The following is a 4,594-nucleotide window of genomic DNA, read 5'->3' on the forward strand; positions in this document are numbered from 1 at the left end:
GTTTGAGAGTAATGCAGTTTTTTAAGGGTCTCAAACCTTAAAAAAATAGTATGCTACTATATAGCTGTTATTAAACAAAAGCCAACAGTTCGTTGGTTGTTTCTCACATTAACAGTTAAAAATGTTTATGATGGCGAAGAATTAAATAAGAGTTTGTCAGATATGGCTCAAGGATTTCGCCGAATGATGCAATATAAAAAAATTAATAAAAATCTTGTTGGTTTTATGCGTGCAACGGAAGTGACAATAAATAATAAAGATAATTCTTATAATCAGCACATGCATGTATTGGTATGTGTGGAACCAACTTATTTTAAGAATACAGAAAACTACGTGAATCAAAAACAATGGATTCAATTTTGGAAAAAGGCAATGAAATTAGACTATGATCCAAATGTAAAAGTTCAAATGATTCGACCGAAAAATAAATATAAATCGGATATACAATCGGCAATTGACGAAACTGCAAAATATCCTGTAAAGGATACGGATTTTATGACCGATGATGAAGAAAAGAATTTGAAACGTTTGTCTGATTTGGAGGAAGGTTTACACCGTAAAAGGTTAATCTCCTATGGTGGTTTGTTAAAAGAAATACATAAAAAATTAAACCTTGATGACACAGAAGAAGGCGATTTGATTCATACAGATGATGACGAAAAAGCCGATGAAGATGGATTTTCTATTATTGCAATGTGGAATTGGGAACGGAAAAATTATTTTATTAAAGAGTAGTTCAACAAACGGGCCAGTTTGTTGAAGATTAGATGCTATAATTGTTATTAAAAGGATTGAAGGATGCTTAGGAAGACGAGTTATTAATAGCTGAATAAGAACGGTGCTCTCCAAATATTCTTATTTAGAAAAGCAAATCTAAAATTATCTGAAAAGGGAATGAGAATAGTGAATGGACCAATAATAATGACTAGAGAAGAAAGAATGAAGATTGTTCATGAAATTAAGGAACGAATATTGGATAAATATGGGGATGATGTTAAGGCTATTGGTGTTTATGGCTCTCTTGGTCGTCAGACTGATGGGCCCTATTCGGATATTGAGATGATGTGTGTCATGTCAACAGAGGAAGCAGAGTTCAGCCATGAATGGACAACCGGTGAGTGGAAGGTGGAAGTGAATTTTGATAGCGAAGAGATTCTACTAGATTATGCATCTCAGGTGGAATCAGATTGGCCGCTTACACATGGTCAATTTTTCTCTATTTTGCCGATTTATGATTCAGGTGGATACTTAGAGAAAGTGTATCAAACTGCTAAATCGGTAGAAGCCCAAACGTTCCACGATGCGATTTGTGCCCTTATCGTAGAAGAGCTGTTTGAATATGCAGGCAAATGGCGTAATATTCGTGTGCAAGGACCGACAACATTTCTACCATCCTTGACTGTACAGGTAGCAATGGCAGGTGCCATGTTGATTGGTCTGCATCATCGCATCTGTTATACGACGAGCGCTTCGGTCTTAACTGAAGCAGTTAAGCAATCAGATCTTCCTTCAGGTTATGACCATCTGTGCCAGTTCGTAATGTCTGGTCAACTTTCCGACTCTGAGAAACTTCTGGAATCGCTAGAGAATTTCTGGAATGGGATTCAGGAGTGGACAGAACGACACGGATATATAGTGGATGTGTCAAAACGCATACCATTTTGAACGATGACCTCTAATAATTGTTAATCATGTTGGTTACGTATTTATTAACTTCTCCTAGTATTAGTAATTATCATGGCTGTCATGGCGCATTAACGGAATAAAGGGTGTGCTTAAATCGGGCCATTTTGCGTAATAAGAAAAAGGATTAATTATGAGCGAATTGAATTAATAATAAGGTAATAGATTTACATTAGAAAATGAAAGGGGATTTTATGCGTGAGAATGTTACAGTCTATCCCGGCATTGCCAGTCGGGGATATTAAAAAGAGTATAGGTTTTTATTGCGATAAACTAGGTTTCACTTTGGTTCACCATGAAGATGGATTCGCAGTTCTAATGTGTAATGAGGTTCGGATTCATCTATGGGAGGCAAGTGATGAAGGCTGGCGCTCTCGTAGTAATGATTCACCGGTTTGTACAGGTGCGGAGTCGTTTATTGCTGGTACTGCTAGTTGCCGCATTGAAGTAGAGGGAATTGATGAATTATATCAACATATTAAGCCTTTGGGCATTTTGCACCCCAATACATCATTAAAAGATCAGTGGTGGGATGAACGAGACTTTGCAGTAATTGATCCCGACAACAATTTGATTAGCTTTTTTCAACAAATAAAAAGCTAAAATCTATTATTAATCTGTTCAGCAATCGGGCGCGATTGCTGAATAAAAGATACGAGAGACCTCTCTTGTATCTTTTTTATTTTGAGTGGTTTTGTCCGTTACACTAGAAAACCGAAAGACAATAAAAATTTTATTCTTGCTGAGTCTGGCTTTCGGTAAGCTAGACAAAACGGACAAAATAAAAATTGGCAAGGGTTTAAAGGTGGAGATTTTTTGAGTGATCTTCTCAAAAAATACTACCTGTCCCTTGCTGATTTTTAAACGAGCACGAGAGCAAAACCCCCCTTTGCTGAGGTGGCAGAGGGCAGGTTTTTTTGTTTCTTTTTTCTCGTAAAAAAAAGAAAGGTCTTAAAGGTTTTATGGTTTTGGTCGGCACTGCCGACAGCCTCGCAGAGCACACACTTTATGAATATAAAGTATAGTGTGTTATACTTTACTTGGAAGTGGTTGCCGGAAAGAGCGAAAATGCCTCACATTTGTGCCACCTAAAAAGGAGCGATTTACATATGAGTTATGCAGTTTGTAGAATGCAAAAAGTGAAATCAGCTGGACTAAAAGGCATGCAATTTCATAATCAAAGAGAGCGAAAAAGTAGAACGAATGATGATATTGACCATGAGCGAACACGTGAAAATTATGATTTGAAAAATGATAAAAATATTGATTACAACGAACGTGTCAAAGAAATTATTGAATCACAAAAAACAGGTACAAGAAAAACGAGGAAAGATGCTGTTCTTGTAAATGAGTTGCTAGTAACATCTGACCGAGATTTTTTTGAGCAACTGGATCCAGGAGAACAAAAACGATTTTTTGAGGAAAGTTATAAATTATTTTCCGAACGATATGGCAAGCAAAATATTGCTTATGCAACAGTTCATAATGATGAGCAAACCCCTCACATGCATTTAGGTGTTGTGCCTATGCGTGATGGAAAACTGCAAGGAAAAAATGTGTTTAATCGTCAAGAACTGTTATGGCTACAAGATAAATTCCCCGAGCATATGAAAAAACAGGGTTTTGAGTTGAAGCGTGGTGAACGTGGCTCTGACCGTAAACATATTGAGACAGCTAAATTTAAAAAACAAACTTTGGAAAAAGAGATTGATTTTCTAGAAAAAAATTTAGCAGTTAAAAAAGATGAATGGACTGCTTATAGCGATAAAGTTAAATCAGATTTAGAAGTACCAGCGAAACGACACATGAAAAGTGTTGAAGTGCCAACGGGTGAAAAGTCCATGTTTGGTTTGGGAAAAGAAATAATGAAAACAGAAAAGAAACCAACCAAAAATGTTGTTATATCGGGCGTGATTATAAAAACTTAGTGACTGCTGCGAGAGATAACGATAGGTTAAAACAGCATGTTAGAAATCTCATGAGTACTGATATGGCGAGAGAATATAAAAAATTAAGTAAAGAACATGGGCAAGTTAAAGAAAAATATAGTGGTCTTGTAGAGCGATTTAATGAAAATGTAAATGATTATAATGAGTTGCTTGAAGAAAACAAGTCTTTAAAGTCTAAAATAAGCGATTTAAAGCGTGATGTGAGTTTAATCTATGAAAGCACTAAGGAATTCCTTAAGGAACGTACAGACGGCTTAAAAGCCTTTAAAAACGTTTTTAAGGGGTTTGTAGACAAGGTAAAGGATAAAACAGCACAATTCCAAGAAAAACACGATTTAGAACCTAAAAAGAACGAATTTGAACTAACTCATAACCGAGAGGTAAAAAAAGAACGAAGTCGAGATCAGGGAATGAGTTTATAAAATAAAAAAAGCACCTGAAAAGGTGTCTTTTTTTGATGGTTTTGAACTTGTTCTTTCTTATCTTGATACATATAGAAATAACGTCATTTTTATTTTAGTTGCTGAAAGGTGCGTTGAAGTGTTGGTATGTATGTGTTTTAAAGTATTGAAAACCCTTAAAATTGGTTGCACAGAAAAACCCCATCTGTTAAAGTTATAAGTGACTAAACAAATAACTAAATAGATGGGGGTTTCTTTTAATATTATGTGTCCTAATAGTAGCATTTATTCAGATGAAAAATCAAGGGTTTTAGTGGACAAGACAAAAAGTGGAAAAGTGAGACCATGGAGAGAAAAGAAAATCGCTAATGTTGATTACTTTGAACTTCTGCATATTCTTGAATTTAAAAAGGCTGAAAGAGTAAAAGATTGTGCTGAAATATTAGAGTATAAACAAAATCGTGAAACAGGCGAAAGAAAGTTGTATCGAGTGTGGTTTTGTAAATCCAGGCTTTGTCCAATGTGCAACTGGAGGAGAGCAATGAAACATGGCATTCAGTC

The 4,594-nt window shown here is 35.6% G+C and carries 5 protein-coding genes and 1 pseudogene; all 6 read left to right on the forward strand.

Features of this window, described 5'->3' with window-relative positions; all coding sequences use genetic code 11:
* Positions 1-69 precede the first annotated feature (69 nt).
* Positions 70-735 carry a protein rep gene (locus BLR79_RS08365; protein WP_268752998.1) on the forward strand — a complete coding sequence of 222 codons (666 nt, stop codon included), beginning with the start codon at positions 70-72 and terminating at the stop codon, positions 733-735.
* Between the two features lie 168 nt (positions 736-903).
* Positions 904-1,665: an aminoglycoside O-nucleotidyltransferase ANT(4')-Ia gene (aadD1, locus tag BLR79_RS08370; RefSeq protein ID WP_001014230.1), complete on the forward strand. Its 762-nt coding sequence runs from the start codon at positions 904-906 to the stop codon at positions 1,663-1,665.
* Between the two features lie 216 nt (positions 1,666-1,881).
* Complete coding sequence (bleO, locus tag BLR79_RS08375; protein WP_001242578.1) at positions 1,882-2,286, forward strand: bleomycin binding protein; 405 nt, start codon at positions 1,882-1,884, stop codon at positions 2,284-2,286.
* A gap of 506 nt (positions 2,287-2,792) precedes the next feature.
* On the forward strand, positions 2,793-3,611 hold the full coding sequence (gene mobV / locus BLR79_RS09460) for a MobV family relaxase (RefSeq protein WP_456151364.1): 819 nt from the start codon (positions 2,793-2,795) through the stop codon (positions 3,609-3,611).
* A 50-nt stretch (positions 3,612-3,661) separates the two neighbouring features.
* Complete coding sequence (locus tag BLR79_RS09465; RefSeq protein WP_431732570.1) at positions 3,662-4,054, forward strand: hypothetical protein; 393 nt, start codon at positions 3,662-3,664, stop codon at positions 4,052-4,054.
* Between the two features lie 223 nt (positions 4,055-4,277).
* Positions 4,278-4,594, forward strand: a pseudogene (locus tag BLR79_RS08385) (protein rep); the annotation flags it as partial.

This window comes from Dolosicoccus paucivorans (assembly GCF_900100125.1).
In the GTDB taxonomy this organism is placed as follows: domain Bacteria; phylum Bacillota; class Bacilli; order Lactobacillales; family Aerococcaceae; genus Dolosicoccus; species Dolosicoccus paucivorans.